Consider the following 22,794-nt stretch of genomic DNA (forward strand, 5'->3'; position numbering starts at 1 on the left):
AAATTGTGTCACTTTAATTTTTAAACTAAAATTTTGGCAAAAAAACTTATATATAAGCCAAACCAGAAAAATGAACTGTATACATGATTATTTAAAACGGCACAATAAAAAACAAACCAAAATAATTACTGCAAAGGAAAAGCAAATATGAACAAAATCATGGTTGTAGGAATTGGTTCTATCGGAACTTTGATCGGCGCATCTTTAGTTAAAGCTGGAGTAGAAGTAACTTTTGCAGGTCGCGATCGTAGTAGCTACACCAAACAAATTAAACAATTCGGTTTGTTTTTATTTAACTCTCGTGGCGAAAAAACGCAAATTTTACCTAATACCAAAAAAGTTCGTTTTGTCGATATAACAGAAAAGTTAGAAGAAGTATTTGAAATTATTGTTGTCGCCGTTAAAAGCAATTGCTTGGCAGCAGTCGCACCCTACATACACGCTCACTCCGATTGCAACTCCATCATTTTTCATGCTCAAAACGGCATTCCCTATTGGTGGTTTGCCGACAATAATTATCTGTCTGATTTAAATCCTAGTTTGCTCGCTCGAATTGGCTCTCGTCCTTATCTTCATAGTGTCGATCCCGATGGTGAAATTATGGCTTTACTTGGCGACCGTCATTTAGTTGGTTGCGTGGTCAAAGCTCCCTGTAGTAAGACTCCTTGGGGACGAGTCGAGGTAAAAAAAAGTCCTAAAATGTCTGTCGGTTTGGTAACACCGCAACAGTCTTATTTTCAAAAATCGACTGTCGAACAGTTATGCCAGCTTCTTAGCAATAATGGCTTGACAACTACCTACCACGAAAACATTCGTACTGAAGTAGGTCAAAAACTAGCAATTAATCTTGCTACTAATGTACTTTCGGCATTAACTGATTGTGCGATCGCCGAATTGACCGCTAATGCTTATGTCAATAATGCGATCGGTATTATTGTGGCAGAATTACGGCAAATTTTTCTTATTTATGGCATTAAAAAAGCCGATTTACCTTCGGAAGCAAAAGTTTATGCCTATATCACCGAGCCAGGAAGCCAAAGACATCTTCCTTCTTTAGCCCAAGATTTTGCTCGCAGACGACAGGGAGAAATCAGTCTGATTACCGCGCCTGTAGAAATGGCAGAAATAGCGGGTATTAAAACTCCAACTCTCGATAGTCTGGCAGTATTACTGCAATTCGGGCAAAGTTATGCGCTTAATAGAGCCAGTAGTAAATTTAATATTCTTACTTTCGATCCTGCCTTTGGTTATTGTGTGCTTACCGATGAAGCTTGTCAGAGTCCAGCTTTAGATAAAAGTAAAATTTCGGCTTTACTCGCTCGTCTGATTCAGATCAATGTGTCTGCTTTAGAGCAGAACGTAGCTTGATGCTAGATGGCAAAGAGAAGTCTAGTCAGGTTTCAAAAGCCAAACTTCAATCGAATTACCGTTTCCGCGATCGACAGCTAATTGCCACTTTACTACCAATTTTACTGGGAGCTATTATTTGGTTTGCTCCCGTTCCTAATAATGTCGATGTCCGAGCCTGGCATTTACTGGCAATTTTTTTAGCAACTGTCAGCGGTTTTATTATCAAACCCCTACCAATTGGCGTAGTAGCCCTTATTGCTTTAGTCACCTGCGTAACTACCAATACCCTGGAACTTGAAAGTGCATTAAGTGGTTTTAGTAGCACTACTTCCTGGCTGACGCTAAGTTCGTTTCTGATTGCCAGAGGGATTATTAAAACAGGTCTGGCGACTCGTATTGCCTATTGGTTTACAATCGCTATAGGTAAAAATACGCTGCTGTTGAGTTATGGTTTGTTAGCTACGGATTTAGTTCTCGCTCCTGCTATTCCTAGCGGTAATGCCAGGGCTGGTGGCGTAATTTTTCCCGTAGTCAGATCTTTAGCTAGTGTCTATGAAAGCGAACCCAGTCGGGGTACGGCTAATCGTATCGGCACGTTTTTGATGCAGACTGGCTATCAAGGTACTCAAATTACTACAGCAATGTTTCTTACGGCAATGGTAGCCAATCCCTTTATGGCTGAATTTGCTGGTGAGATGGGAATTAAACTTGACTGGATGACTTGGGCAGTGGCAGCTAGCGTTCCTGGAGGAATCAGTCTGGCGATTATGCCGTTAGTTGTGTATTTTTGCTCTCCCCCTGAGATTAAGCAAACTCCTGAAGCCGCAAGCTTGGCAAGAACTAAGTTAACCGAAATGGGTAGAGTAAAACTAAGCGAATGGTCGATGATGGCTATTTTAGTTTTTTTACTATCGCTGTGGACTTTCGGGAGTAAATGGCTGGCAATTGAAAGTGCGACTACTGCTATTTTAGGAGTGATGTTATTATTGCTAGCTGGAGTTTTAACCTGGGATGATGTGGTTTCCGAACGCCAAGCTTGGGATATTTTTATTTGGTTTTCAATTTTGCTGATGTTGGCAACCAATCTCTATCGACTGAATTTGATTGTTTGGGCAACACAATCTTTAGCTAATGCGATCGATAATTTACCAGGACAACTAGCTTTTGTATTATTGAGTTTAGTTAGTTTTTACAGTAACTATTTTTTTGCCAGCAAGGCAGCTTTTACCAGTGCGATGTATCCTGCTTTATTACCGATCGCCCTTTCTTTTGGTACTCCACCTTTTTATGCCGCTTTGATTTTAGCTTGTTCGATGAATTTATCTGGTTGTTTGACTCATTATGCCACTGCCGAAGCACCAATTTATTATGGTGCTGGTTATATCAAAGCTGCTACCTGGTGCAGAGTCGGTTTAATTCTGAGTCTAATTTATTTACCAGTTTGGCTAGTTATTGGCGGTATCTGGTGGCGCGTTCTAGGTTTATTTTAAAGCTTGCGTGGGTGGTTGGAGCAAGACAAAATCATAGCCAGTACCCGATCGCGTTCCTGGCTCGACTTTAACTAACGTGCCTTTCATGTTGCGATCGCCAGAAGGTAGAAATTGAATTAATTCTGTCGCTCCCTCAGTTACAAACTGCGGATCGCTCAATACCATTTGTACCTGTTGGCGAGTGTTACCTGGCTTTATCGCTGCAACTGCTATTTGTGTCGCGTCATAAGCCATTGCCGTACGCCAGTTTACCGCTCCTCCCCAAAGTTTTTGGGCATCTAGAGCAAAAGCGTTATTGGTATTCGATTTAGCATCCCAGGCTACAGACAACACCATACTATTTACTTCTTTTTGTCCCTCTTGCAGGGTTTGATAGGTGTTGAGAGAGTGATTGCCGAGCAAAGTCAGTCTTTCCTGGTTGGCTCTAGCCACTTCAATTGCTCGATTGACGCTGCGAACCGATGGCGCGAGCAGCAAAGCATCGGCACCAGCACTAATTGCCTCAGAGGGAATTTGACTGGGATTGAAATTTGCTGCCGAAAAATCGCATTCGATGGGATTTATACTACCACCACGACTGTAAATTGCCCAGGTAAACTCTTTTTGAAACGATTGGCTTACTTCCGATTGAGAATCGGCACAAACGGCAATATCTTTTTTGCGAGCGATATCGCTCGCATATTCAGCCAGCGGCTCTGCTAAGGCTCTCGTATTGGGAGTGGCGCGGAAAATATAACTACCAAGGTTTGGTAAATTTTCTGCCGAGCTAGTCGGCGTAATCATTACCAACTCTCCTGCTTGATAGATGGGTGCGGCAGCAACAGAAGCATTGCTGTCATTATGTCCGATTACTGCCAAAATGCTTTCATCTTTAACCAGTTCTGTAGCGATTTGTTTGGCAATTTCTGGAACATTGTCATCATTGGCTATTGTTACTTCTACTAATTTGCCATTGATGCCGCCATTACGATTGATTTGGGTTTGAGCTTGAGCTACACCCCGCAGTATTTCTTTGGCTACATCCAAATTGCCACCAATTGGCACGCTGGTAGCAAGTTTGACTGTTTCACCTTGGAGTTTGGCAAGGGAATTATTCCAATAAATTAAGGCTTCGGGATCGTTAGAATTAATTTTTAGGGAAGCCTGAAACTGTTCTACTGCCGTTTGATAGTCTTGGGAGGCATAAGCTTGAACTGCAGATTGCTTGACAGGATTAATGTCTGCTGTAATTAAAAGGCGATCGCCACTACTCATTCTGGTAGCTAGAGATTGTTTGGGCTTATCGTTCTGTTGCTTAAATTGCTCTGTTAACTTGTTACTATTCTGATTGATTACTATTATCAAAGGTCCCAACAAACATAGTATTACTACGTAAACGAACAAAACAATATTCTTGCGATCGACCTTTAACTTGTGCAACATATTTATTCACTTTAGAAAAGATTCTTGCCGAGTAAGAGCGAGCTAAATATCGAGGGATATTCAACCAAAACCTTACTTTAACCTGGTGTGTTTGCGCTTCGTACTATCGAGCTACAAATAAACTTCTAGAGCGCGAGCAACTTCTGTAAAAATATTGAATGACCGACAACAGCACTAAATAAGAAAGAGAGTAAAAATACTAAGCTAATAAAAACTTACCGTTATTCCAGCTTAGACCCTCGACTATCCATAAAGCATTGTTTATTTAGATATATTCAATGTAAATAGTTTATTTAGTGCTTTAATAATACCGATATTAGGATCTCAAAATCAAGTTTTAGATTCAACCGTAGTTTTACGTAAAAATTGTTACCGAATACTGACTTTAGTTCGGTAATTAATACTTATTAATACTTAGAAGTATATTCTGCCTTTTCTTTAGAAAATTCCCAATCGAGAGAATCATGAGTTACTATTGCTTGCAAAATATTAGCCAGCGAACCAATTAAATTGAAGTTTTCTTTGATTTCTAGTATCTGAAAATTTACTAATATCTCTACGCGTTGCGGTTGGCTTTGAAGTTGATGACTTTTAATAGAGTTCAAATCGATCGCTTCTGACTCTAGCAAAAACTCCCACAACTTAGACAATACTTTGCTTTCATCTTGAGGATGACAAGTAAAACGACATCGATAGCTATGGCGCGATTGCAACATCATTAATGCTGGCTTTTCATCAAAACCGTATCTTTCGTTATCCGTTTCCAGAAATTGTTTAGAATTAGAATCGCTTTTAGTTTCAATTGTCCCATTGTTAGTATGGGAAAGATCTAGTTGGCGATCGATTTTTTTTTGAAACACCTGTACCATAGGTCGTAACATTAAATTTGCCCCAACAACTGCCAGAGTACCAAAGTAAGCTTGAACCAAAAAACCAGCACCAACTAAAGAGCCAATAGCCGCCGCACACCAAAGCGTAGCTGCGGTGTTGATTCCGCGTACGCTAGCACCTTCGCGTAAAATCACTCCTCCACCAAGAAAACCGATCCCAGAAACCACCTGCGCGGCAATACGAGTAGGACTAGCATCTCCAGGAGTCATTACCGACAGCATGACAAACATAGCTGCACCCAAAGTTACTAACACATTGGTTTTTAGGACAGACCTGGTTTTAAGCCATTGTCTTTCAATACCTATTCCCATTCCCAGGATAAAAGCAACGACCGAGCGAATCAAAAATTCTATCCAGTTCATTATTTTCTTGGCTGAAAAATCAACCCCTCATTGCTAAATCGCTGGCTCGATCGACTGCAATAGCAAAAGTCAATTGTTCATTATTAATTGAAGAATTGTTCGTTGATACAGGGGTATCCTAATTCTTTTGTCCACTGCTATAATTTCGCGTTAATTTACCATAAATTAGGATTCATTTAATGAACTGCAATTATAGTTTTTACGAAATTTAATTCGATCGAGTGTGTAAATTATGGATTATTAATACAAAACCTGAGATATTATATCTTTCTTTAATTTTATTAAGGTTAACTAGAGATTAACTTTTTTAGAATTTAAAAAAAACTTAACTGCGCTTATTCTTCGCTGCGTCAATGATGAAACGCTAAACTTGGATCGGGGGTTTAATATTAGAGGAATAAAGCCATGATTCGCCTCAAACCTTGGCAGTTAGCCATATTAGCATTACCGATCGCCACAATTGTCATTTTTTTGTTAGTCGCAGCAGGCTGGCAAATTCATCGTTGGGGAATTAACTGGATTTGGGGCATAGTAATTTTAATCTTTGCGGTTTGGCGATGGCTATTAGCAAAATGGACAAAACCCCCACTTGCCGAACTCGAAGCGACAATCGAGGAAGCCGAACGAGAACTAACTACAGATACAGAAAATTCTTTAAAAGCTGGAAGCAATACCGAGGCTGCTAACCAAGTTCGCACAGCTTTACAACAGGTAATAGCAGCTACTAAAGACGATCCTCCTATCTGGGAAGACTGGCAGCTTTTTTGGCAGCGATGCCAGGAATTGGTAACTAAGGTGTCGCAAGCCTATCATCCCGAAGTCAAACGACCCCTATTAAATATTTATATTCCTCAAGCATACGGACTGATTCGCGGTACGGTAGACGATACCGATCGCCTGATGCAAAAATTAACCCCAGTTTTAGAACGAGTTTCCATCGGACAAGCCTACGAAGCCTATGAGGTATACCGCAAGTTAGAACCATCGGCACGCAAACTAGGTAAAGTTTTTAATTGGTCGCAGTGGCTGTTAAACCCTGTTGCTGCTGTTGCCAAACGAGCCAGTAAATATTCTAATGTTCAAGCTAACCAACAGTTAGTGGCAAATTTAGGTCAGCTAATTAGAGAAACGGCTTTAAAAAATCTCTGTCAACAGGCGATCGCACTTTATGGTAAAGAAACTATAACCCTTCCCGAAGTTGTTTCCGAACCCACCTTACCTAAAGCCAAAACTAAAACCCTCAAAGAAATTATTGAAACTGCCGAACCCGTTGAAGCAGTCGAGCGAAAACCAGTCAGTATTTTGTTAGTAGGAAGAACGGGAGCGGGCAAAAGCAGCGTCATTAATACTTTATTTCGAGCCGAAAAAGCAGAGGTAGATGTTTTACCCAGTACCGATCGCATTCAAAATTATCGTTGGATGAGTGACTCTAAAGAAACTTTAAACCTGTGGGATACCCCTGGTTACGAACAAGTAAACGGTGCGGAATTAAAACAAGAAGTACTCGAATATGCCTCCACTGCCGACTTGTTATTACTCGTTACCCCCGCTCTCGATCCCGCCCTCCAGATGGATGTAGATTTTATCGCCGAACTTAAAGAGACAGTAGCAGATTTACCAGCGATCGCTATTGTTACCCAAGTCGATCGCCTGCGTCCCATCCGTGAGTGGAATCCGCCTTATAGTTGGCAACAGGGCGATCGCCCCAAAGAAAAATCGATTCGCGAAGCTACTCAATACCGCGCCGAATTACTCGGAGACATCTGCCAGCCAATTTTACCCCTCGTTACCGCAGACAAAGGTAGTGACCGTAACCCTTGGAACGTAGAAGCCTTATCGACAGAAATCTTAAAGGCGATCGACCCTGCCAAACAACTGCGTCTAGCTCGATTCATGCGCGATCGCGAAACTCGCAGTAAAGAAGCAGCCAGAATAATCGACCGCTACACCCGTCAAATGTCTACCACTCAGGGATTGACTGCTTTACTCAAAAGTCCCATACTGCAATTTATCTCCACCATGACTACAGGAAATCCAGCCTTAGCTTATGCTCTAGCAGAACAAATTCCTGTGGAACAGTTACCGTTAGTTATCGGTAAACTCCAAATGGCATACGATTTATTTGGCTTATTGAGTAATGAACCCAATCTGCGTAACTTCGATTTACTCTCTTTGTGGTCATTACTATTAGAAAACGAAGCCGCACCCGATCGCAATGCCTGGGCATTCGGTCACGCTTTGGTAGAATATTGGACTAAAAATTTGAGTGTAGATCGGCTGCGCCAGCGATACCAATATTACTTAGAGGAAGCGCGATCGAGTTAGCAGTTTGTTCGCTCCATTCTTTTCTCAAACTTCGTTAAGAAGTTGCCCGTAAGGGTGGTCGCCAGCAAAGATATAAAAGAGAACCCAACAGTGGCACCAATGCGAACAGCCAAAACAGTTGAGAATTTCTCAAATAACCGCGACGAGCCATATCGTCACCCAATATAGCGGGAAATAAAAAACAAAATAAACAGAAAGCTAAACTCATGCCGTTAATAAAGCGATCGCAGATAAAAAGCTGCCAGAATTCTTGCCAGTCTCCAGCTACCAAAGCATAAATGAGCAAGCCAAGGGTAAACAACATTAACACTATTATCGGTGCCATTTTACCCGATGTACCAATATTTATTTTTTATTTTGTTGCCAAATACATTTACAAACTGCCAGCTAGTAAAATTTGGACGGAAGCTTATTACGAACCTTTCTGGCAAAATATAGTGGCGTTATTTCATTCAATTCCCATCGCGATAATAGGTGCGATTATTTTTTATTATCTCGACTGGAAGCCTGGAATGATTTTGTGCATCAGCATGGTATGCCACGATTTATTAGATTTACCAGTTCACAACCATGACGCACATCGACACTTTTTCCCCTTTAGCAACTATCGTTTTATCAGTCCCCTTTCTTATTGGGATGCCAACCACTACTCCAAGTATGTAGCCTTTATTGAAATGGCTTTAGTGTTGGCAGTAAATCCTATAGTTATTAGTTTGTTAAAATCGCCTATTACTAAAGGAATTGTTATCGCGATCGACTTTTATTATGTTTATAGCTACTGTCGTTTTTATTTGTTCGATAGAGTAATTTAAAATATTGTCGATTGATTATTTCGACAAACAAATTGTGACCCAATTTATTATAAAACTGTTTTTACTCTAATTTAATTTCAGCAAAAGCAGAACTAAGAATTTGTCTGCGTCTATCCATGCTTAACTCTAAGCGATTGTCACGTAATGCCCAAGAATTAATTTCTACTTTATCTCCTGCTTGGCGATCGCGTTCTGTTAATTTTAGCAATCTTTCTACATTACTTTGTTTGACTTCTACTAAGAGAATAGCTTCAATTTTTTTTCTTATAGCACGATCATCTGATAGAGAAAAACGCAACAACTAAAGTCGATCGATTTCTATCTTTCCAAATGTAATCATCTTAAAACTAAAAATTTGCATAATATGCGATCGCTTTTAGGATGTTTGGCTAGAGCGATTGCGGTTATTAGTAACAAAAGAATGAGTAAAGCGATTAGTGAAATAACGCGATCCCCTCAAAAAATCGCAAGACCGTTCTTCAAATAAATTCGACTTTACCAAACATATCGGATGGCTCTAATAATTCCCAAATTAAAATAAGACCTCTAATAATTTCTCCAATAGACTTATTACTTTGTGAACAATAGAAAATACCACAATGAGTAACGCCAGCTTGGTTCATTTTCAAGAAATCTGTATCTTGAGTAAAAACAACTCTATTTTGAGATAGAGCAAATTTTAATTGTGCTTCGTCAGAGATAACAATTAAAGATTGTTCGGGAGTTGTAGTTACATCAACTCCCCTTCTGTGTAATCCTTCGGCGATAGCATTTCTAACATTTTCATCTAGGTGAAATTTAATCTTTTCTACCATCTAAATTTTTAAGCTTCTGTTTTACCAAAGAAGGAGTTTTAGCTTGCAACTCTTTGGCATAATGTTCATCTTCTTTTATTTGCTGTCTAATTTCTTCTAAATGGTCGTGATAATAAGCTAAGGCAGCATATACATCTGACAGAGAAATACTAGGATAGTTGGATACAATTTCGTCTGGAGACATTCCCATCCTTTCGTGCCAAATCGCAATATCTTGTACTTTAATTCTGTGTTTTGCAATACGAGGTTTTCCTCCACATACGCCAGGAGTTATTTCAATGTGTTCTGTAATTAGAGATAGCTGAGACATTTTATTAATTTGGCATTAAAATATCTTTTATTTTAATTTACAAGCATTAATGTAGTGCGAGCGCATTTAAGATGTTCGAGTTAGAGCGATCGCGGTTATTAGTAACAAAAGAATGAGTAAAGCGATCTCACTAAAGGTATGGCGATCGCTTCCTTATAATTTACAATTTTTTTAAAGCCCCAAACAGTATCGAACAGCAGCCTCAATTTCATTCATTTTTTCTATGGTTAATTGTCCTGCTGGTTTGGGAGGAAATCTAGTTGTATCTAAAGAACGAATTTGAAAGTTGTTCTTTTTCATTCATATTACTTACAGCTAATTCATTAAAGGAAAAGGAGAGCGATCGCTTGGCTATTTATCTTAATATTTTCTACGATCCAAACATAACTACAAGTTTAATCAATCATAAATGACAACACCTCAAGTTTCTGTCGGTAATATTTCTCTACCCGCTATCGGTATTGGTACTTGGTCATGGGGCGATCGCCTGTTCTGGGATTATGGCAGCGATTACGATGCAGCAGATGTCGAGAAAGCTTTTCAGGCTGCTGTAGAGAATGGTGCGACGTTTTTTGATACTGCCGAGGTTTATGGGTTAGGAGAGTCCGAAAAATTAATCGGTAGATTTTTAAAACAAACCGATGCTCCCGTCCAAATAGCGACTAAATATTTTCCTCTACCCTGGAGATTTAACAAACAAGCGGTATCCGATGCTTTGACTGCCAGTTTAGAACGCTTACAAGTAGAGCAAATTGCACTCTATCAAGTACATACGCCCTTTAGCTTTTTTATGAGTCAGTCTACACTGATGGAAGCTTTAGCTTCAGAAGTCAAACGCGGACGCATTCTTAGTGTGGGAGTTAGCAACTATTCGGCAGAACAGATGCAGCAAGCGCACTCTCTATTAGCAAAATACGAAGTGCCTCTCGCCGTCAATCAAGTTCGTTACTCGTTGATTACACGGCAAATCGAATCAAAAGGTATTCTCGATGCGGCGCGTCAATTGGGAATTACTATTTTAGCTTATAGTCCTCTAGCTCAAGGATTGCTTACAGGAAAATACACTCCAGATAATTCTCAGCCAATACAGGGAGCGAGAAAACTAGATCGCCGCTTTTCCTCATCGGGCTTAAAAAAAATCGAACCAGTATTAACTTTATTGCGTCAACTCGGAGAAAAATACGATAAAACACCCGCTCAAGTAGCTCTCAATTGGCTAATCGCTCAAGGCGATGTTATTCCCATTCCTGGTGCTAAAAACCCCAAACAAGCTAAGGATAATGCTGAAGCAGCTACCTGGCAACTCAGTGACGAAGATGTTCGTCAACTTGATTCCATGACATCTCCTTAAACTAATAGTTGCTGAGATATGACTAAAATTTAAAGATTACTGTTCGATATTAAGCATTTTAGTTTTAACTTTTGACTTCTTGGCGAGCGTTCCCTTGCGTCTTTCGCCGAACAGCGCATTCGCAAGGGCGCGTGGCTTGAATTTACCCGACATTCCGCAGAAAAGTTTAAGAGAGCAGATAATATTGACGACAATAGGAATTAAAAAACTGAAGAATGTGACTTCGTTCACTAGTAAGATTACTAATTTGTTTGACTCCACCGAAGGAAACAAGATGAACCGACATAAAGCATTGAAAAACCCAACGTAGAGTAGGGGAAGTAGTCGGTTTGCCCAACTGATTAGGAATAGTTTGCCCTGCGGTTGCCAAAGCTAGTCGTAAAGCACGTTGACCCAGACTATAAACTAAAAGAGATAAGCCCATAACTATTGCCAAAGCAGCAATCCGTTTTGGGGATTTAAGAAAAACACTACTGGTAAAGAACAAAGGCTCTTTGAGAAATCGAAAACCTCGCTCAGTAGATTGTTGTGCTTTATACTCAATCAACAATTGGTCATTGCTCAACTGATGTTTGTCCAAGACATTAGTTGCCAGAATAAATCTTCCTGCTTTTCGTTCTTCTAGAGCAATAGCATTTAGATTAGGAATCAAACTAGCATCAATTTGGTAATGAACCTGAGTTGGGAGTTGATTTTGAGGGGGTCTACCAGATTTGCCGTGACTAAAATGTGGAATTAGTTTCACATCATCAAGTTGATAAAATCTTAGTTTTTTTCTCAGATTTTGTACTGCCTTTTCCGCATCAGGCTGACAGGCAAATTTTTGTCGGCATAATTGCTTTAATTGAGTTTGAGCTTGATTTTTCTTTGTTGTTAGACGCTTGGACAATTGATGAAGGTCTGATTGTTTTCGTTTCTTGCTTTCAACGATTAACCAACGTTGTTTTACACTCCCGTAATAGCTACCACATTCAGCAATCAGGTATCCATCTATAGTGCTATGGTCAAACAATTCATCGGGCAATGTCAGTAAAGTAGTAGTTTCTTTAACTGTTGCAGGTACTCGTGAAAGCCATTGTAAAGACTGGATTTGCTGAAGGTTATCCGCGCTATAAAGAGCCGCATCGGCTACGAATAATGTATCTAGATTCCATTCCCGTTTGAATTGTTGAATTAGCTTTGGGAAAACACTTTTGTCTGCTTCATTGCCATCTGCAACTCTGAGGTACAAAGGTACATCTCCATCTCCACTGCACATCAGATCGATAATAAATTGCTTTAAGTCTGGTCGATGATCTCTCGAATAGCCGTATTTGATTCTAATTCTTCCTGGCTCTGGGTCTATTTCTTCTGTTTCAAGATATTCTCCATCGACATGAAATGAACTCGAATCAAGATGTAAACTGTTGAGCTTGACTCCCATCTTCTGGGCTGCGGTCAATGCTACTGTTACAAATACTTTGGTTACTCCCTCTTGGTACAATTTATCCAAGGCTCTACCAAGGCAATCGTCATTAAGATGTTCTGGTAATATTCCTTCCCCCAGTAAATGTTCTGTAGCTTTACCCTCAAAGAATTTTGGGAACAGATATAATGGAGAGCTAATCATGCCCAAGCCATTGATAATCATGGCTTTCACTGCTTGCCCTGTTGTTACTTTTTGGTTGCCATGAGAAGCGATAATTTTGTCTATTTCCTCTACTAGCCCAATTTCATCAATTATTCCTGCGATTATTCCACAGTGATTTAGGTCTTTAACTTTTACTTCTGCTGTTGATGGTGTCATGATTTTTAACATACCATCAACTTTTTCTTTAATTTAACTTGATTTGATATCCAGACTTGATTCTTCCGATAATTATTCAGTTATTTTTTTATTTCTGCGGAATGTCGGTTTACTTCAAGCCCTTGTGTCGCCCGCGCAAGCGTCGCGTAGCGACTTTGAGCCGTTAGGCTCTGTGGTTCTCGCCGCTTTTAGCTTTTGACTATTAAATACCGTGACTCTTGCCAATTACCCAATGACGGCGGAAAAACCTAGATAGTTCGGTTTCTTCTAGAGAGAGATAAATTGGTCTACCGTGAGGGCAGGTGCGGGGATTGCGGGTCGCTTGCCAGCAATTAACTAGATTTTGCATCTCCTCCATCGTTAAAGGCGTACCGTTGCGGATGGCACTACGGCAGGCAGTAGCAACTTGAGCGGTTCGTAAGTCGCCACCCCAGCTTAACTCCAGTAGAGCATCGCTACAATCTTCTCTACGCGCCAGCATTTGCGGTATGTTTCTGACCGCCCATAAATTCTCGCCAAAAGGTTCGATCGCCATACCCAATTTCTCTAGCTGCTCGATTTGTCTGGGAATCAAGTTATTTAAAACCAGAGGAGTTTCTATGGGAACTAACTGCCAGTCGTCCTGTAGCTGTTCGTACAATACTCTTTCGTGAGCGATATGCTGTTCGATTAGCCACATTCCAGTAGCGTGTTCGGCAACAATATAGGTTTTATTGACCTGAGCGACCACTTTTAGAGTAAGAGAGCTAATTTTAGGTTTTTTTATCCCAATCAAAGGCGGATTTAGCTCATTATTGAGATGGTATTTACCTCTAGCTTCGGCTACCTGAAGTATTTTACCGATGCGGCGATCGCTCACTACCTGGGGAAGATTATCGCTATCGAACTTTAATGCCCGCTCGATCGCCCGCGCTACTTCTGTTTGCCAGTAAGTCAGAGAATGCAGATAGATTTCAGTTTTGGCTGGATGACGATTCCAGTCAATCTGGCTGGGACAGGTTTGTAAATGCAACAAACAGACGGGAAAGCGATCGCGCGGCAGGGTTTTTGCCATACCGTTTAACATTGTCTGTTCTAATTCTGGCGAGCGCACGAAGCGACGATTTACTGCTACTTTAACCCAGTCGGCTCGATGACGATGACAGCGATCGGGCAAACCAATTATCAATTCTAAGGGAGACTGAGAGTTGTCGTTAGTTTCCGTCAGCCATTCGCCCAATCTCTCAGTTTCCGTATCTTCCCGCATTTCACTTTCATTTGAAGGCGTGGGAATTTCTAACTTGAGATAGTGTAAATCGTCGTGTTTGATTCTTTTTAAAATTTGGGGCAAAATATCTCTGGCATTCTTTCCAGGACTGAGACTAAACCACAATTTTTCTTGCAGTTTAATTTGCCAGGTAACTTGAGGATGACACAGGGCAATTTGATAAATTATTTTTTGAATCGTTTTTAACTGCTGGGGAAATGGCGGCAAACCCCGACGACGTACGGGGATTTTCTCAAATAAATCGATCGCGGTTACAGTCGTACCAGGCGCGATCGCTACAGCTTCTTCTGTCACTAACTTTCCTTGCTTATAGCTAGCTTTCCAGCCTACGCTATCTGCTGCCGAACTACGGCTACAAATTTCTAACTGTGCTACTTGAGCGATGCTATGGAGTGCCTCACCGCGAAAACCCAGGCTAGTTATGTGCCAGAGATCTTCACGGCTACGGATTTTGCTGGTACTGTGTGGTTTGACGCAAGCTTTGAGGTCTTTAAGAGACATACCTTTTCCGTTATCTGTGACCCTTACCTGCCAGGATTCGGGAACTATAGATACGCTAATACGATTTGCCTCTGCATCTAAGGAATTTTCCACCAACTCGCGCACGACTGCTGCGAGAGAATCAATTACTTCTCCAGCAGCAATCAGATCGACTACTTCGGCTGGTAAAGCTCGTATCTCGCCAAGCATAAGCTTTATTATTTATCCTTTATGATATCAACGCAGCCTGCCGAGGAAGCCTTGGCAGAATGCGTTGATTTTGCTCTATTGTTTATTTTTAACGTGTTTTTAGGTTATTTGTTTGGAAGAACTTCAAACAGATAATCCTGCATCTCTACTTACCCTAATTTTATAAAGTTGAAATATTTGTAGACGAGGGCTTTAATAAGCCTACCAGCAAAAAACGAGCGACCAACTTATTTAAATAACAAGTAATAGATAGTAGATAGCAATTAACTCTTTGCTACTTTGCTGGTAAATCAATAATTTAACTAGAGACATAACTGCTACTTGCTACTTGCTACTCGCTACTTAAGCGAAGCGGTACTATTAGTTCCCATATCTTCAAAATACTGTTGAGAAATTTCCCAGGCGGTATTAATTAACTGCATCGAGCGTTCGGAACCTTGACGGTCGGGATGAAATTTTAAGCCCATCTGCCGATAGGACGACCGCCCAAAAGCAATAAATGCTAGAGAACACCAAATTAAATCCAAACCATCGACCCAAAAATTTTGATAGCTTTGAAAAGTTTCCACGTGTTTGGCAACTAACTGTTGGTACAGTTTTTCGGCATTGGGTAGATTTTGTTTGATGCGATCGATCGTTAAGGGAAAATTTTCTTTGCCTTCGTTGCTGAAATTGGTACTATCTGAAGTCTGCCAGTTGTTGTCTCTTTCTGCAACTGATTCTGGCTGAAACTTCAATACCGAAGTATACAAGGCATCTAGCAAACCTCGATCTTGGCTACACTCCGACTGTAAATCTTGAAATTCTTGAGATAACTGGACAATACGCTCTAACTTGCCGAGTTTTAGTCTTAAAGTTTCTGCCTGACTGTATAACTGAATTGCTTCTTCATCTAGCTGACTCTGACGTAAATGTTTTTCTTGTATTTCCCGTTCTAGTTGTTGGACGCGCTGGTTGATGCTGGCTTGTTCTTGTTGATTGGCTTTTTCCCTGGCTTCAACCCGATCTAACTGAGATTTGGTTGTGGCGATCGCATCAGCTAAATTCATGTGTTTGGCAGTCATTACAAAAGTTGACTCTACTTGAGGACAGTCTTACTCCAACCATTTTATCGGGGGAAACTTCGATTGTCTGAAACTAGCTGGCGATCGCAGGAGAGTTTCAACCAAGAAAATTAATACAAAGTTACAAAAAAGCTCCATCTTTTCATGACGGAGCTTTCTCTATTCTCTAGGCTAAAAAAAATTAATTTAAAGCGCACCAATATTAGCAAGTCCCAAAATAACTCCAGCACCGATCATGTGACCCAGGCTAGTAGTACCTAGTAATGCTGGTAAGCCCATACCGCCAAAAAATTGGGGAGAAGGTAAACCTGGTTCTGCGCTGTAGGCACTATAGTTGTTCAAAGCAAATTTGCCTAAAGCGATCGCTAAAACATTACACAGTACCATCACTATTGCAACTTTGGGACTCCAGGAAACCGTATTTGGGGTTGAAGTTGCTGCTAATAAAGTTAAATAAGTCAAATCAATTTCTCCACTAAATTTATAATGTCAAATTGAGGATTATTATATTTCTTAACGCCGTACAAATATCAATTACCAATAGGGGTTGCAATATTTGTTAATTAAGTAAAGTTTTTTATCTAAAAATAATTTCCAGCGACAAATTCTGGCTCCCCAGGTAAAATCTGGTTTAAAATCTGTAAATGTGACTCTTCTTGGGGCTGTGGCTCAGCAGGATAGAGCAAGCGCCTCCTGAACAATCGGGCATGATGAAGGAAACTTCATTGATGAATGCGATCTAACTCAAGGAAGCCTAAATTCGCGCTGTCGAACAAGGTAATCTTGAGCCAAGCTCTATATTTCTTGGTAGAGAAGGTGCAGAGACTAGTTGTAGGTATCAAACAAGAAAAATTTGACAAAATTAATAGTTAAAAAAAATTCGCTCATACCTACAACATAACGATCGCCACCTAAAGACATTTATCGCATTTTATAGATCGTGTCCAGGGTGAAGAGATAGTCCAGAGAGTGGGGAAACTCACACCAATCTGAAGCGCTAGGTCGTCGGTTCAAATCCGACCAGTCCCGTCATTTCATTGAGCAATTAACATTTAGCATTTATCAATGCTCAACTTGCGCGTTCCTAAGTCCGCGTTTTTTGAGGAAACCTCGAAAGCTTCAGACGGACGTTTGCTGAGGAAATACGCCGCCGTATGCGATGGCTCCCCTGAAGCAGGGTCGCTCGTCAATGTCTAATGTTCGATTAACTGCTGTAATACCAAGCTAATCTAGCTTTTTTTAGCTTTGGAGATTGCCGTACCGATAATACAGGTTCGCTCCAAATTAACGCCGTCTAAATTACTACCATCGGTTTCGGCGCACAGTAAATTGGCACCAGTTAAATTAGCTCCTGCCAGGTTGGTTCCTCGCAAATCAGCTTCTTCTAAGTTGGCTTCACTAAGATTAGCTCCCTGTAAATCAGCTTGAGACAGATTGGCACCTTTTAAATTAGCACCGTTGAGATTAGCACCTTTGAGATCGGCACCACGCAAGTCTACACCCTGAAAATTGACTCCAGATAGATTACTGCCGCTCAAGAAAGCTCCTGCCAGAGAAGCACGAGACAATTTTGCTCCCATAAGATTGGCACCGCGAAGATTGCCACCGCGTAAGTCAGCATTACTCAAATCGGCTTGCATCAAACTCGCGCCCAGAAAATTGGCTCTCAAATCTGCTAATTCGAGCCGCGCCCCTAAAAGATTAGCTCCGTCTAGTCTGGCTCCTTTAAGATTAGCGCGTGATAAATTGACACCTACTAAATTAGCTCCAGCAAAATTAACTTTTTCTAACTGGCAGCTAGAGAGATCTTCGTCTTCTAAATCTACTCCTGGAAATTGTTTGCTTTCCCCCGCTCGAATTGTTTCTACTTCAGTTGTCATAATAGTTGTCATTTTTTAAATAATTAAAGTTTAAATTTTTCAGCTATACTTCGGTTTGTTTTAGGATGATAAGGTCGAACTATCGGCGATTTTTTCGGAATTTATCAGCCACATACCGCCAGAAATTTTGGGTTGATAGGTTTGTAGGCTCATGCCCTGCTGTAACCCCATAACTAATAAATTTAAAGCTTCTACCAGTTTGGGATCGTATCTCCTACCTGCTAAAGTCTGACAATCTTCTAAAGCTTGAGCGTAGTGGTTTTTGTCTTTGGCATATTGCTGGTAAGCTCTCATTTTCTGCTGAAAATCCGCCAGTAGACCGATAATTCGTGATTCTAAAGGAATATCATCGTGTGCCAAACCCGCAGGAATCCCCGAACCGTCCCAAGCTTCGCGCTGATGGAGCAAAATTTTGGAAATTGCGTCGAGTTGGGGCATAACTCGTAACACTGAGGCTTTAGGTAAGGAATCTTCCCGTTGCAAAATTTCTTGTTGGGCAGAAGAATTTCGATCGTTTCTAGTTAATTTAGGTAAGCCAACACGATGTAACAAGCCAGCTAAATGCAGGCGTTTGGCTTGCCAGGCAGGAAGATCGAGCAGTTGTGCCATCGCTTCTGCCATTGCCGTCACTTCCGAAGCCGCCATCGGGTTGTTGACATCGGTGCGATCTAAAAGCTGTGCCATCCGTAAAAAAGCCTGCAAGCCGTTGGAGACTATGTTGTTATCCAACTCCTGAAACATATCGTGGTCGGCTGCTGTTTCTGGTTGGTGCAGGTTTTCCTGGGAAGCCTGGAGGTATTTAACCACTAACGATACTACGGCATCGATATCGTCTCTCCGTCTAGCATTAAATTGGGAGTTAACGGCTCGTGCTTTTTTTGCCAGCATTTCAGCCAGATCGGGTCGATAATTTTCAATATGGTCGATAGCTATATCAATCGTTTCGCGAACTAATTTTGGCTCGAATGTCCAAAAACCGTAGAATTTACGTTCTAAATCTTCTTGAGGCTTTTGTTTTCCATAATCGGCTTCCGATAGTTCTTGACAGAGAACCATCGCCGTATAAGTAGGAGATAGAATTATCAGGTGCCATTCGCGCCCTACTGGATCGTCGGGTTGCAGATGAATTAGATCTACATTGTCTTGTTGGCTGGTAGCATGAGTTTCAAAACCAGACTCGGACGCAGCCATAATGACAATGCGATCGGCTTTTTTAGCGATGTCGCCGTAGCGGTCTGCTTCTTCTAAATACCACTTACCGCGCTGAAAAGCAGTAATCATCAGTGGCGGGCTTTGTTGTGACTCTAAAATAAAATCTTCTAAAGCATGACATAAAGCTACCAAAGTGTTTTTATAGTAGACTCCTAAATTCAGGGGTTTTTCGTCGCCGCGATGAGCTTCATTTAATCTTTGTAATATCGAACCTTTTAACATATTTTGCAATTAGTTATTTTGTAAAAAAAATAGTACGCGATCGCGCGAGTTTTTGATGTGCTGCAAAGTTATATATAAATTATCTAACTGTTGTTGTTAATTTTTGCTGATTAGATTTTACAGGAGCAGAAAGTGCTGCTTCTAAGGGGGTATGTCCCAATCTAGCTTCTAAAATTTGCATGACTTCTCGTCCAAAGTCGTTGGGATTTTGCTGCCAAGCCTGAAGACAAACTTCTCCAAAAAAAGAACCAAGCGGTTCGGGATTCCATAACAGTTTTTTTGCCGTCCAGGGCATCAAACTCATTGGGTTATAGCCTGGTTTGAGTACTTTATGCTCGAAAGCATATTCTTCTAAATGGGTATGGGGCTGAAGTCCGATAAAGAAAATAGCTGGTTCTACCTTATCGGCACCGAAAATTGTTTCTAACTCGCGATGATAGGCTACTGTCTGACGAATGGTTTCATAAGTTTCGTCGATTACGTTAAACGAATAGTTAACCGAAACCAAATCGTTAAAACCCGCGGCTTTCAAATCCCGACAGTTTCGCAAAACGGTACGTAAATTGTAGCCCATCCGCATTTTGCGAACTAATTCTTGAGAACCGCTAGTAATACCAATTTCAAAATAGTTCATGCCTGTTTTAACCATCAATTCGCAGAGTTCTGGGGTAAGATTATCTGCACGAATATAGGCTGCCCAATGAGTATCTTTCATTCCAGAATCGAGAATTTTCTGCAATAGTTCGATCGCATCTGGTATAAATTTACGGGCGGGAATAAACTGCGCGTCGGTAAACCAAAAATTACGAATCCCTCTGTCGTACAGCTGACGCATTTCTCTGACTACTTCATCGGCAGGATTAATTCTGACCTGTTTGCCCTCAACTACGGTATAAACACAGTAGCAACAGTTATGGGGACAGCCTCTTTTGGTTTGTACGCCGATATAAAAGTCGTTTTCCTGAAGATAATAGTTAAATTCCGACCAAATTTTAGCTATGTAATCGTAGTTACAGGCAGTTTTTTCTAAAGGAGTAGGCCATTCATGAATTAATCCTTCTCTGGGCTGTTCGCCGACGATGTAACAACGCTCGCCTTGAAGATTTTTTCCCTGCAATAATTTTTCTAATAAGGTTTCGCCTTCGCCCACCGAAACAATCGTTCCTTTGGGTAGCTGCCGCTGTAATTGTTCGTAAAATACGCTAACTGCGCCACCACCAACTACCATCCGGGCTTGGGGACAATATTTTCGCGCTCGCTTCAGTCCTCGTTTAACTAAACCAATATTGCGCCATAGCTCTCCGTAGTAAGCAGTAGCGACTTTGAGTCCACCTAAAGCTCCTCTTAGTTTGATTAAAGGATTTTTAGCATAGTAAAGTTCAAAGGCATTTTGCAGGGGATTTCCTCCTCTGCCACCTACTGGGGCGTAAATTTGAATATCTCGCCAGGAAAATACTAGTAAAGTAGGCTTAAAGCGATCGATACAGCTATCTAATGCCCGATTGAAATCTAAAGGCGGTACCGTTCCCAGATCGAAAATTTTTTGTTCTATCTGCGGAAAGAGTTTATGGACGTGGTCTGCAAGATAGACAACACCAATAGGAAAGATCGGATTGCAGGGCAGTCGAACATATAAAATTCGTTGTGTCATTACTTTAAGCTATGGTGTACTTTTTATAACTTTGGCGAGCGAACTCGCAATTAAGATTAAGTTTGAGTTTATAAAAATTTAATTTGTTTATATAACTTAACTTTAGCGAGATTATCATTCACAATCAACTAAGTAAACAATTATTGACCGATTGCCCGATCGGTTATCGAAGTTTTTATAGGCTCTTGTCGCTGTTTATGCAGTGTATTGCCAGCTATATGAACCATTGAAGACGAAAGTAATACAAAGATTGCATAACAATGTCTCTGTGTTGTCTATCTAAAGATAGATGACAAAAAACAATACGCAGTTAAACCAAACAAATTGTTGACTGCAACGGTTTTTTTATTTTTTCCACACACTGGTTAAATTAATTACTTGAAGCCTTCGAGGCTTTTAAAATTATCTAAATTGGTATTATTACCATTACCAACACCAACAGCCAAAATATTGTTGCAGTCTCTATCGAAAGCTCGATCCCTATACTTTGAAAACTAAAACTCTTTAGAAAATCATCAAGCAAACTAAATTTTAAAAAAACTATTAAAAGTTATAATAGGCTACAGAATGTTAAGTATATTTTATATTGGTATTCCCTTTTACAGCTACTACGAACTAGAAGTGTTAGCTTATCAAAAGTAATAACAGAACTAATATAAAACGATTAAATAATTATGGCTCAAATACTAGATTCCTTACCTCAAGGAGAAGACAATATTCTTTGCTGCTACGTCAACTCAACTAGCCGCATTCAGGTGGCTCGCATTACAAATATACCAAATTGGTACTTTGAACGAGTAGTTTTTCCAGGTCAGAGGCTGGTATTTGAGGCTCTGGCTTCTGCTTTGTTAGAAATACACTCAGGAATGATGGCAAGTGCAATTCTTTCTGATACAATACCATGCACCAGGCTCTTAGTACAAGAGCAGCGTCGTGAATCATCTCACAATAGCTCGACTGCCGCTATTGAAAACAAGAATTCCAACCATAGCTTCAAAAACGAATCAACTGTAGAAAACGATACACTTCATTATCAGACTACCGTTTAAGCGTAATTGAAATTACCCTCGATCGCGGCGGAGTCAAAATAAAGGTTTATTAGTGGGGTGAGTGTGGAGAGTTACCTCGTTGTTTATACTGATAGAAAGTTGGAGAAACTTCGTTATAAAATAGAGCGTCGCTTCAGAAAATAGCGTTTAGCGCAAATACTGCTCGAATGTATTTTGATGTTAAAATTGCTACTTTTATAATGCAGAGTTGCTTCTAACTTCGTCAACAGCAATTGTGGGGACTGAGTTTGGACTTACCTTCGTTTTTATGGCTGTGGAAAATTGCCGCCTGGTCTATGGGTGGTGCGATTTTAGCCTATAGCTTACTACTGTTTTCTGGCAGTTGGTTGTTTTACAGTCGAGCCTCAAAAATTGGTCGTCCTTTATGGCTGGGTACAGTTCACTGGTGGCTGGGAGTAGTCATAGTCTTTCTGGTGCTGTTACTACTAGCAATTGGAGTGGTTGGTACTGTTGGTTACTATGGCAGTCTGGGACATTCTAATCATTTATGGGCGGGAATATTTGTAGTAGGTTTAGTCTTGCTATCTGCCTGGAGTGCGATGCAGATTGAGGCAGGAGCTAGCTGGGCGCGATCGCTCCACATTAGCAGCAATTTAGTGTTATTTATCGGCTTGGTTTGGGTTTCTCTTACTGGCTGGGAAGTAGTGCAAAAATATTTATAGGACAATTGATAATTGATAATTATTTAATTCCGTTTGAAGCCTCTGTATCAATAAACAGTAAACAGTAAACAGTGATAATTGCTAATTGCTCATTGAAAAGTTGCTCATAATGCCCTAATATTACCAATCGCGGCTATAATTGCTTTACAATCGAATCAAAAT

Annotated in this window: 20 protein-coding genes and 1 pseudogene; 7 read left to right on the plus strand and 14 right to left on the minus strand. The window is 40.6% G+C overall.

Features of this window, described 5'->3' with window-relative positions:
* Positions 1-147 precede the first annotated feature (147 nt).
* Together KV40_RS21670 and KV40_RS21675 are read left to right on the plus strand one after the other, a co-directional pair.
* A complete protein-coding gene (locus KV40_RS21670) occupies positions 148-1,368 on the plus strand; it encodes a ketopantoate reductase family protein (protein WP_036485904.1) in 1,221 nt (406 codons plus the stop codon).
* Entirely contained in the window at positions 1,368-2,840 is a 1,473-nt protein-coding gene (locus KV40_RS21675; RefSeq protein WP_081942905.1) for a DASS family sodium-coupled anion symporter, read from the plus strand. Before KV40_RS21670 ends, KV40_RS21675 begins: the two co-directional genes overlap by 1 nt.
* Here the strand turns inward: KV40_RS21675 and KV40_RS21680 are convergent.
* Both KV40_RS21680 and KV40_RS36295 read right to left on the minus strand, forming a co-directional pair.
* The gene (locus tag KV40_RS21680; protein WP_036485905.1) at positions 2,832-4,262 is read right to left on the minus strand and encodes an ABC transporter substrate-binding protein; all 1,431 of its coding nucleotides are present in this window, start codon (positions 4,260-4,262) and stop codon (positions 2,832-2,834) included. The two genes, KV40_RS21675 and KV40_RS21680, sit on opposite strands and share 9 nt — an antisense overlap.
* Before the next feature lie 407 nt (positions 4,263-4,669).
* On the minus strand, positions 4,670-5,515 hold the full coding sequence (locus tag KV40_RS36295; protein ID WP_052055819.1) for an MgtC/SapB family protein: 846 nt from the start codon (positions 5,513-5,515) through the stop codon (positions 4,670-4,672).
* A gap of 405 nt (positions 5,516-5,920) precedes the next feature.
* On the opposite strand from KV40_RS36295, the gene KV40_RS21690 reads away from it, so the two are divergent.
* A complete protein-coding gene (locus KV40_RS21690; protein ID WP_036485906.1) occupies positions 5,921-7,840 on the plus strand; it encodes a GTPase family protein in 1,920 nt (639 codons plus the stop codon).
* A 34-nt stretch (positions 7,841-7,874) separates the two neighbouring features.
* On the opposite strand, the pseudogene KV40_RS21695 reads toward KV40_RS21690, so the two are convergent.
* Positions 7,875-8,147 (minus strand): annotated as a pseudogene (locus KV40_RS21695) (hypothetical protein); the annotation flags it as partial.
* On the opposite strand from KV40_RS21695, the gene KV40_RS21700 reads away from it, so the two are divergent.
* Positions 8,119-8,652 (plus strand): hypothetical protein, encoded by a 534-nt coding sequence (locus KV40_RS21700; protein WP_052055820.1) that lies wholly within the window; start codon positions 8,119-8,121, stop codon positions 8,650-8,652. The pseudogene KV40_RS21695 and the gene KV40_RS21700 overlap by 29 nt on opposite strands.
* A gap of 61 nt (positions 8,653-8,713) precedes the next feature.
* Here the strand turns inward: KV40_RS21700 and KV40_RS21705 are convergent, their stop codons facing one another.
* The 4 genes from KV40_RS21705 to KV40_RS37030 all read right to left on the minus strand — a co-directional run bounded on the left by KV40_RS21705 (position 8,714) and on the right by KV40_RS37030 (position 10,077).
* Positions 8,714-8,953 (minus strand): hypothetical protein, encoded by a 240-nt coding sequence (locus KV40_RS21705; RefSeq protein WP_036485908.1) that lies wholly within the window; start codon positions 8,951-8,953, stop codon positions 8,714-8,716.
* A 178-nt stretch (positions 8,954-9,131) separates the two neighbouring features.
* Positions 9,132-9,467, minus strand: coding sequence for a DUF5615 family PIN-like protein (locus KV40_RS21710; protein ID WP_036485909.1), 336 nt, complete (start codon positions 9,465-9,467; stop codon positions 9,132-9,134).
* Positions 9,451-9,777: a DUF433 domain-containing protein gene (locus KV40_RS21715; protein ID WP_036485910.1), complete on the minus strand. Its 327-nt coding sequence runs from the start codon at positions 9,775-9,777 to the stop codon at positions 9,451-9,453. Before KV40_RS21715 ends, KV40_RS21710 begins: the two co-directional genes overlap by 17 nt.
* A 171-nt stretch (positions 9,778-9,948) precedes the next feature.
* Positions 9,949-10,077: a hypothetical protein gene (locus KV40_RS37030; RefSeq protein WP_256381155.1), complete on the minus strand. Its 129-nt coding sequence runs from the start codon at positions 10,075-10,077 to the stop codon at positions 9,949-9,951.
* 109 nt (positions 10,078-10,186) lie between these two features.
* Here KV40_RS37030 and KV40_RS21720 point away from each other — a divergent pair, with 109 nt between their 5' ends.
* Positions 10,187-11,128: an aldo/keto reductase gene (locus KV40_RS21720; protein ID WP_036485912.1), complete on the plus strand. Its 942-nt coding sequence runs from the start codon at positions 10,187-10,189 to the stop codon at positions 11,126-11,128.
* A gap of 166 nt (positions 11,129-11,294) precedes the next feature.
* On the opposite strand, the gene KV40_RS21725 is transcribed toward KV40_RS21720, so the two are convergent.
* The 7 genes from KV40_RS21725 to KV40_RS21755 all read right to left on the minus strand — a co-directional run bounded on the left by KV40_RS21725 (position 11,295) and on the right by KV40_RS21755 (position 20,900).
* A complete protein-coding gene (locus KV40_RS21725; protein WP_036484208.1) occupies positions 11,295-12,914 on the minus strand; it encodes an IS1634 family transposase in 1,620 nt (539 codons plus the stop codon).
* 202 nt (positions 12,915-13,116) lie between these two features.
* Positions 13,117-14,871 (minus strand): DNA mismatch repair endonuclease MutL, encoded by a 1,755-nt coding sequence (gene mutL / locus KV40_RS21730; RefSeq protein ID WP_036485914.1) that lies wholly within the window; start codon positions 14,869-14,871, stop codon positions 13,117-13,119.
* A 338-nt stretch (positions 14,872-15,209) separates the two neighbouring features.
* On the minus strand, positions 15,210-15,935 hold the full coding sequence (locus KV40_RS21735; RefSeq protein WP_253274341.1) for a molecular chaperone DnaJ: 726 nt from the start codon (positions 15,933-15,935) through the stop codon (positions 15,210-15,212).
* A gap of 186 nt (positions 15,936-16,121) precedes the next feature.
* Complete coding sequence (gene psaK, locus KV40_RS21740; protein WP_036485916.1) at positions 16,122-16,397, minus strand: photosystem I reaction center subunit PsaK; 276 nt, start codon at positions 16,395-16,397, stop codon at positions 16,122-16,124.
* Positions 16,398-17,164: 767 nt separating this feature from the next.
* A complete protein-coding gene (locus KV40_RS21745; RefSeq protein ID WP_253274342.1) occupies positions 17,165-17,815 on the minus strand; it encodes a pentapeptide repeat-containing protein in 651 nt (216 codons plus the stop codon).
* Positions 17,816-17,875: 60 nt separating this feature from the next.
* Positions 17,876-19,249 (minus strand): DICT sensory domain-containing protein, encoded by a 1,374-nt coding sequence (locus tag KV40_RS21750; RefSeq protein WP_036485920.1) that lies wholly within the window; start codon positions 19,247-19,249, stop codon positions 17,876-17,878.
* A gap of 79 nt (positions 19,250-19,328) precedes the next feature.
* Entirely contained in the window at positions 19,329-20,900 is a 1,572-nt protein-coding gene (locus tag KV40_RS21755; protein ID WP_036485922.1) for a photosystem II high light acclimation radical SAM protein, read from the minus strand.
* Positions 20,901-21,574: 674 nt separating this feature from the next.
* Between KV40_RS21755 and KV40_RS21760 the strand changes: the two genes are divergently transcribed.
* Together KV40_RS21760 and KV40_RS21765 are read left to right on the plus strand one after the other, a co-directional pair.
* Positions 21,575-21,949, plus strand: coding sequence for a DUF1830 domain-containing protein (locus tag KV40_RS21760; protein WP_036485925.1), 375 nt, complete (start codon positions 21,575-21,577; stop codon positions 21,947-21,949).
* A gap of 248 nt (positions 21,950-22,197) precedes the next feature.
* Positions 22,198-22,632, plus strand: a complete 435-nt coding sequence (locus KV40_RS21765) for a DUF4079 domain-containing protein (protein ID WP_036486057.1) — start codon at positions 22,198-22,200, stop codon at positions 22,630-22,632.
* Positions 22,633-22,794: the final 162 nt, after the last annotated feature.

This window comes from Myxosarcina sp. GI1, from assembly GCF_000756305.1.
Lineage (GTDB): Bacteria > Cyanobacteriota > Cyanobacteriia > Cyanobacteriales > Xenococcaceae > Myxosarcina.

What these genes read in the sequence shown, in the direction of transcription:
- KV40_RS21670 (WP_036485904.1), top strand. Translation starts at nt 148, where the DNA reads ATGAACAAAATCATGGTTGTAGGAATTGGTTCTATCGGAACTTTGATC.
- KV40_RS21750 (WP_036485920.1), bottom strand. Translation starts at nt 19,249, where the DNA reads ATGTTAAAAGGTTCGATATTACAAAGATTAAATGAAGCTCATCGCGGC.
- KV40_RS21755 (WP_036485922.1), bottom strand. Translation starts at nt 20,900, where the DNA reads ATGACACAACGAATTTTATATGTTCGACTGCCCTGCAATCCGATCTTT.
- KV40_RS37030 (WP_256381155.1), bottom strand. Translation starts at nt 10,077, where the DNA reads ATGAAAAAGAACAACTTTCAAATTCGTTCTTTAGATACAACTAGATTT.
- KV40_RS21760 (WP_036485925.1), top strand. Translation starts at nt 21,575, where the DNA reads ATGGCTCAAATACTAGATTCCTTACCTCAAGGAGAAGACAATATTCTT.
- KV40_RS21715 (WP_036485910.1), bottom strand. Translation starts at nt 9,777, where the DNA reads ATGTCTCAGCTATCTCTAATTACAGAACACATTGAAATAACTCCTGGC.
- KV40_RS21745 (WP_253274342.1), bottom strand. Translation starts at nt 17,815, where the DNA reads ATGACAACTGAAGTAGAAACAATTCGAGCGGGGGAAAGCAAACAATTT.
- KV40_RS21720 (WP_036485912.1), top strand. Translation starts at nt 10,187, where the DNA reads ATGACAACACCTCAAGTTTCTGTCGGTAATATTTCTCTACCCGCTATC.
- KV40_RS21710 (WP_036485909.1), bottom strand. Translation starts at nt 9,467, where the DNA reads ATGGTAGAAAAGATTAAATTTCACCTAGATGAAAATGTTAGAAATGCT.
- KV40_RS36295 (WP_052055819.1), bottom strand. Translation starts at nt 5,515, where the DNA reads ATGAACTGGATAGAATTTTTGATTCGCTCGGTCGTTGCTTTTATCCTG.
- KV40_RS21700 (WP_052055820.1), top strand. Translation starts at nt 8,119, where the DNA reads ATGAGCAAGCCAAGGGTAAACAACATTAACACTATTATCGGTGCCATT.
- KV40_RS21735 (WP_253274341.1), bottom strand. Translation starts at nt 15,935, where the DNA reads ATGACTGCCAAACACATGAATTTAGCTGATGCGATCGCCACAACCAAA.
- KV40_RS21680 (WP_036485905.1), bottom strand. Translation starts at nt 4,262, where the DNA reads ATGTTGCACAAGTTAAAGGTCGATCGCAAGAATATTGTTTTGTTCGTT.
- KV40_RS21675 (WP_081942905.1), top strand. Translation starts at nt 1,368, where the DNA reads ATGCTAGATGGCAAAGAGAAGTCTAGTCAGGTTTCAAAAGCCAAACTT.
- KV40_RS21725 (WP_036484208.1), bottom strand. Translation starts at nt 12,914, where the DNA reads ATGACACCATCAACAGCAGAAGTAAAAGTTAAAGACCTAAATCACTGT.
- mutL (WP_036485914.1), bottom strand. Translation starts at nt 14,871, where the DNA reads ATGCTTGGCGAGATACGAGCTTTACCAGCCGAAGTAGTCGATCTGATT.
- KV40_RS21690 (WP_036485906.1), top strand. Translation starts at nt 5,921, where the DNA reads ATGATTCGCCTCAAACCTTGGCAGTTAGCCATATTAGCATTACCGATC.